Annotated in this window: 3 rRNA genes; all 3 read right to left on the bottom strand. The window is 55.7% G+C overall.

Annotation, left to right across the window (positions count from 1 at the left end):
* Window positions 1–18: 18 nt before the first annotated feature.
* The 3 genes from rrf to SS2_RS16830 all read right to left on the bottom strand — a co-directional run bounded on the left by rrf (window position 19) and on the right by SS2_RS16830 (window position 5,272).
* Window positions 19–135: ribosomal RNA gene (gene rrf, locus SS2_RS16840) — 5S ribosomal RNA — on the bottom strand.
* A gap of 82 nt (window positions 136–217) precedes the next feature.
* A 23S ribosomal RNA gene (locus SS2_RS16835) occupies window positions 218–3,327 on the bottom strand.
* A 421-nt stretch (window positions 3,328–3,748) separates the two neighbouring features.
* Window positions 3,749–5,272: ribosomal RNA gene (locus SS2_RS16830) — 16S ribosomal RNA — on the bottom strand.
* The 16S, 23S and 5S rRNA genes sit together here, the layout of an rRNA operon.
* Window positions 5,273–5,546: the final 274 nt, after the last annotated feature.

Raw genomic sequence — 5,546 nt, 5'->3', positions numbered from 1 at the left:
GGGCTTTCGTGAATGGGTGTCCGGCAGCGACCTACTCTCCCACACAGTCTCCCGTGCAGTACCATCGGCGCAGTGGGGCTTAGCTTCCGGGTTCGGAATGGGACCGGGCGTTTCCCCCACGCTATGACTGCCGTAACTCTATTAGGTTAGACGAACCGGGAAGCCGGCCGTACCCTAAGAACCGCACAGTGGACGCGTAGCACACAAAATTTTGAGTGTTATCAAGTTATCGGCTTATTAGTACCGGTCAGCTCCGAAGGTCGTTAGTCCCTTCTTCCACATCCGGCCTATCCACCCAGTGGTCTACTGGGAGCCTCTCGGGACGAATCCCGTGGAAACCTCATCTTGAAGCAAGCTTCCCGCTTAGATGCTTTCAGCGGTTATCTCTTCCGAACGTAGCCAACCAGCCGTGCTCCTGGCGGAACAACTGGCACACCAGAGGTTCGTCCATCCCGGTCCTCTCGTACTAGGGATAGCCCTTCTCAAGTTTCCTGCGCGCGCAGCGGATAGGGACCGAACTGTCTCACGACGTTCTAAACCCAGCTCGCGTACCGCTTTAATGGGCGAACAGCCCAACCCTTGGGACCTACTCCAGCCCCAGGATGCGACGAGCCGACATCGAGGTGCCAAACCATGCCGTCGATATGGACTCTTGGGCAAGATCAGCCTGTTATCCCCGGGGTACCTTTTATCCGTTGAGCGACGGCGCTTCCACAAGCCACCGCCGGATCACTAGTTCCGACTTTCGTCCCTGCTCGACCTGTCAGTCTCACAGTCAAGCTCCCTTGTGCACTTGCACTCGACACCTGATTGCCAACCAGGCTGAGGGAACCTTTGAGCGCCTCCGTTACATTTTAGGAGGCAACCGCCCCAGTTAAACTACCCATCAGGCACTGTCCCTGATCCGGATTACGGACCGAGGTTAGATATCCAGAGCGACCAGAGTGGTATTTCAACGTTGACTCCACACACACTGGCGTGCATGCTTCACAGTCTCCCACCTATCCTACACAAGCCGCACCGAACACCAATACCAAACTATAGTAAAGGTCCCGGGGTCTTTCCGTCCTGCTGCGCGTAACGAGCATCTTTACTCGTAGTGCAATTTCGCCGAGTTCACGGTTGAGACAGCGGAGAAGTCGTTACGCCATTCGTGCAGGTCGGAACTTACCCGACAAGGAATTTCGCTACCTTAGGATGGTTATAGTTACCACCGCCGTTTACTGGGGCTTAAATTCTGAGCTTCGCACAAGTGCTAACCCGTCCTCTTAACCTTCCAGCACCGGGCAGGCGTCAGTCCGTATACATCGTCTTGCGACTTCGCACGGACCTGTGTTTTTAGTAAACAGTCGCTTCTCCCTGGTCTCTGCGGCCCTTGCACGCTTCCCCAGCAAGTGGGTACACGCTCCGGGCCCCCCTTCTCCCGAAGTTACGGGGGCATTTTGCCGAGTTCCTTAACCATGATTCTCTCGATCGCCTTAGTATTCTCTACCTGATCACCTGAGTCGGTTTAGGGTACGGGCGGCTTGAACCTCGCGCCGAAGCTTTTCTTGGCAGCATAGGATCACCCAATCATCGTCCATACGGACTCACCATCAGTTCTCAGGATATATGAACAGCGGATTTGCCTACTGTTCTCCCTACAACCTTGGACGTGGACAACCATCGCCACGCTGGGCTACCTTCCTGCGTCACTCCTGTTAATGCGCTTACCTACTACCAGCTCGGGTCGTGCGCTCCCCTGAGTCCTCAGCCCCGAAGGGCCTGCGGACCAGGCTTGGGCACTTAGCATCACCAGATTCGGTATGGGCGGTTCTTCGCCGGTAGGAGAATATCAACTCCTTGTCCATCGACTACGCCTGTCGGCCTCGCCTTAGGTCCCGACTTACCCAGGGCGGATTAGCCTGGCCCTGGAACCCTTGATCATTCGGCGGACGGGTTTCTCACCCGTCATTCGCTACTCATGCCTGCATTCTCACTCGTGTAGCCTCCACCGCTGGGTTACCCCGCGACTTCACTGGCCACACGACGCTCCCCTACCCATCCACACACCTGGACCACGAAGGCCTGGTTATTATGTGAATGCCACAGCTTCGGCGGTATACTTGAGCCCCGCTACATTGTCGGCGCGGAATCACTTGACCAGTGAGCTATTACGCACTCTTTCAAGGGTGGCTGCTTCTAAGCCAACCTCCTGGTTGTCTGTGCAACTCCACATCCTTTCCCACTTAGCATACGCTTAGGGGCCTTAGCTGGTGGTCTGGGCTGTTTCCCTCTCGACTATGGAGCTTATCCCCCACAGTCTCACTGCCACGCTCTCACTTGCCGGCATTCGGAGTTTGGCTGGCGTCAGTAACCTTGTAGGGCCCATCGGCCATCCAGTAGCTCTACCTCCGGCAAGAAACACGTGACGCTGCACCTAAATGCATTTCGGGGAGAACCAGCTATCACGAAGTTTGATTGGCCTTTCACCCCTACCCACAGGTCATCCCCCCAGTTTTCAACCTAGGTGGGTTCGGTCCTCCACGCGGTCTTACCCGCGCTTCAACCTGCCCATGGGTAGATCACTTCGCTTCGGGTCTAGACCCAGCGACTCATTCGCCCTATTAAGACTCGCTTTCGCTACGGCTTCCCCACACGGGTTAACCTCGCCACTGAGCACTAACTCGCAGGCTCATTCTTCAAAAGGCACGCTGTCACCCCTGCTAAGGAGGCTCCAACGGATTGTAGGCACACGGTTTCAGGTACTATTTCACTCCCCTCCCGGGGTACTTTTCACCTTTCCCTCACGGTACTTGTCCGCTATCGGTCACTAGGTAGTATTTAGGCTTATGAAGTGGTCTTCACGGATTCACACGGGATTTCTCGGGCCCCGTGCTACTTGGGATCCCCTTCGGGAGGCCACGTCATTTCGTCTACGGGGGTCACACCCTCTACGCCGGGCCTTTCAATGCCCTTCGACTATAACGCGGCTTTCTGACTCCCTGAAAGTTCGGCAGAACAATCTGAAAGGTCCCACAACCCCGCCCATGCAACCCCTGCCGGGTATCACACATGAACGGTTTGGCCTCATCCGCTTTCGCTCGCCACTACTCACGGAATATCTCTTCCTGTCGGTACTGAGATGTTTCACTTCCCGACGTTCCCTCCACACACCCTATATATTCAGATGCGGGTAACTGGACATAACTCCAGCTGGGTTTCCCCATTCGGAAATCCTCGGATCACGGTTCGTTTGCCAACTCCCCGAGGCTTATCGCAGGCTACTACGTCCTTCATCGGCTCCTAGTGCCAAGGCATCCACCCTGTGCCCTTAAAAACTTGACAACAAAAAATTGCAAAGAACCAAAGATAAATCTTTGATCTTACAAAGATGCTCGCGTCCACTGTGCAGTTCTCAAGCTACGGACGGTCCCACCGAACACCAGCGCCTACCCTCAAGGGGCGGTTCGCATGGATCACGATGACCCGTGCAGCAACCAGATCTCATCGACCTGGCCGCCTGAAGTACGTTGCGTCTGACGACGCCCGTGCCTTCAGGACCCAACAGTGTGCTCATGCCCGCCAACCGCTCCCCCACCCGTTCCAACCAGCACGAAGACTGGTGTACTTGCATGAGAGACCAACTGACCAACTAGTCAATGTTCCACCCGTGAGCAACCACCCACCCCCTCATTCGGAGAGTGGACGTGGCCACCTGACCACTAGCCGGGGTAGTCCCCGACAGCGCCAGCATGTAGCTCCTTAGAAAGGAGGTGATCCAGCCGCACCTTCCGGTACGGCTACCTTGTTACGACTTAGTCCCAATCGCCAATCCCACCTTCGACGGCTCCATCCCACAAGGGGTTAGGCCACCGGCTTCGGGTGTTACCGACTTTCGTGACTTGACGGGCGGTGTGTACAAGGCCCGGGAACGTATTCACCGCAGCGTTGCTGATCTGCGATTACTAGCGACTCCGACTTCATGGGGTCGAGTTGCAGACCCCAATCCGAACTGAGACCGGCTTTTTGGGATTCGCTCCACCTCGCGGTATCGCAGCCCTTTGTACCGGCCATTGTAGCATGCGTGAAGCCCAAGACATAAGGGGCATGATGATTTGACGTCATCCCCACCTTCCTCCGAGTTGACCCCGGCAGTCTCCTATGAGTCCCCACCATAACGTGCTGGCAACATAGGACGAGGGTTGCGCTCGTTGCGGGACTTAACCCAACATCTCACGACACGAGCTGACGACAACCATGCACCACCTGTACACCAGTCCGAAGACGCACACATCTCTGCATGATTCCGGTGTATGTCAAGCCTTGGTAAGGTTCTTCGCGTTGCATCGAATTAATCCGCATGCTCCGCCGCTTGTGCGGGCCCCCGTCAATTCCTTTGAGTTTTAGCCTTGCGGCCGTACTCCCCAGGCGGGGCACTTAATGCGTTAGCTGCGGCGCGGAACTCGTGGAATGAGCCCCACACCTAGTGCCCAACGTTTACGGCATGGACTACCAGGGTATCTAATCCTGTTCGCTCCCCATGCTTTCGCTCCTCAGCGTCAGTAGTGGCCCAGTGACCTGCCTTCGCCATCGGTGTTCCTCCTGATATCTGCGCATTCCACCGCTACACCAGGAATTCCAGTCACCCCTACCACACTCTAGTCTGCCCGTACCCGATGCAAGCTCAAGGTTGAGCCTTGAGTTTTCACACCAGACGCGACAAACCGCCTACGAGCTCTTTACGCCCAATAATTCCGGACAACGCTTGCACCCTACGTATTACCGCGGCTGCTGGCACGTAGTTAGCCGGTGCTTCTTCTGCAGGTACCGTCACTTTCGCTTCTTCCCTACTGAAAGAGGTTTACAACCCGAAGGCCTTCATCCCTCACGCGGCGTCGCTGCATCAGGCTTTCGCCCATTGTGCAATATTCCCCACTGCTGCCTCCCGTAGGAGTCTGGGCCGTGTCTCAGTCCCAGTGTGGCCGGTCGCCCTCTCAGGCCGGCTACCCGTCGACGCCTTGGTGAGCCATTACCTCACCAACAAGCTGATAGGCCGCGAGTCCATCCTTGACCGAAAAACTTTCCAGACACAGACCATGCGGTCGCATCTCATATCCGGTATTAGCCACGGTTTCCCGAAGTTATCCCAGAGTCAAGGGCAGGTTACTCACGTGTTACTCACCCGTTCGCCACTGATCAGGAAGAGCAAGCTCCTCCATCACCGTTCGACTTGCATGTGTTAAGCACGCCGCCAGCGTTCGTCCTGAGCCAGGATCAAACTCTCCGTAAATGTTTGATATCAACCAGGCGAACCCAGTTAACAACCATACGAAGCAAGCACCCCTGCAAAGAGGCACTTGATTAATCAAGGCTACAAACCGAAAACTTGCGTTTTCAATTCATACCAAATAAACCTTGCTGCGAATCAGCCACCCCACCAGAAAGGCAAGGCAACCAACACCAGACAAGGGGTCTTGGCATTGACTATTAAGCACACTGTTGAGTTCTCAAGGAGCGGACGCGCACCGCTTCCAGACCATCAAGGTCTTTCTCTCGGGGCAACC

The organism is Sanguibacter suarezii NBRC 16159, assembly GCF_001552735.1.
Classification (GTDB): Bacteria; Actinomycetota; Actinomycetes; order Actinomycetales; family Cellulomonadaceae; genus Sanguibacter; species Sanguibacter suarezii.
This window is presented reverse-complemented; position numbering and strand designations above follow the sequence as displayed.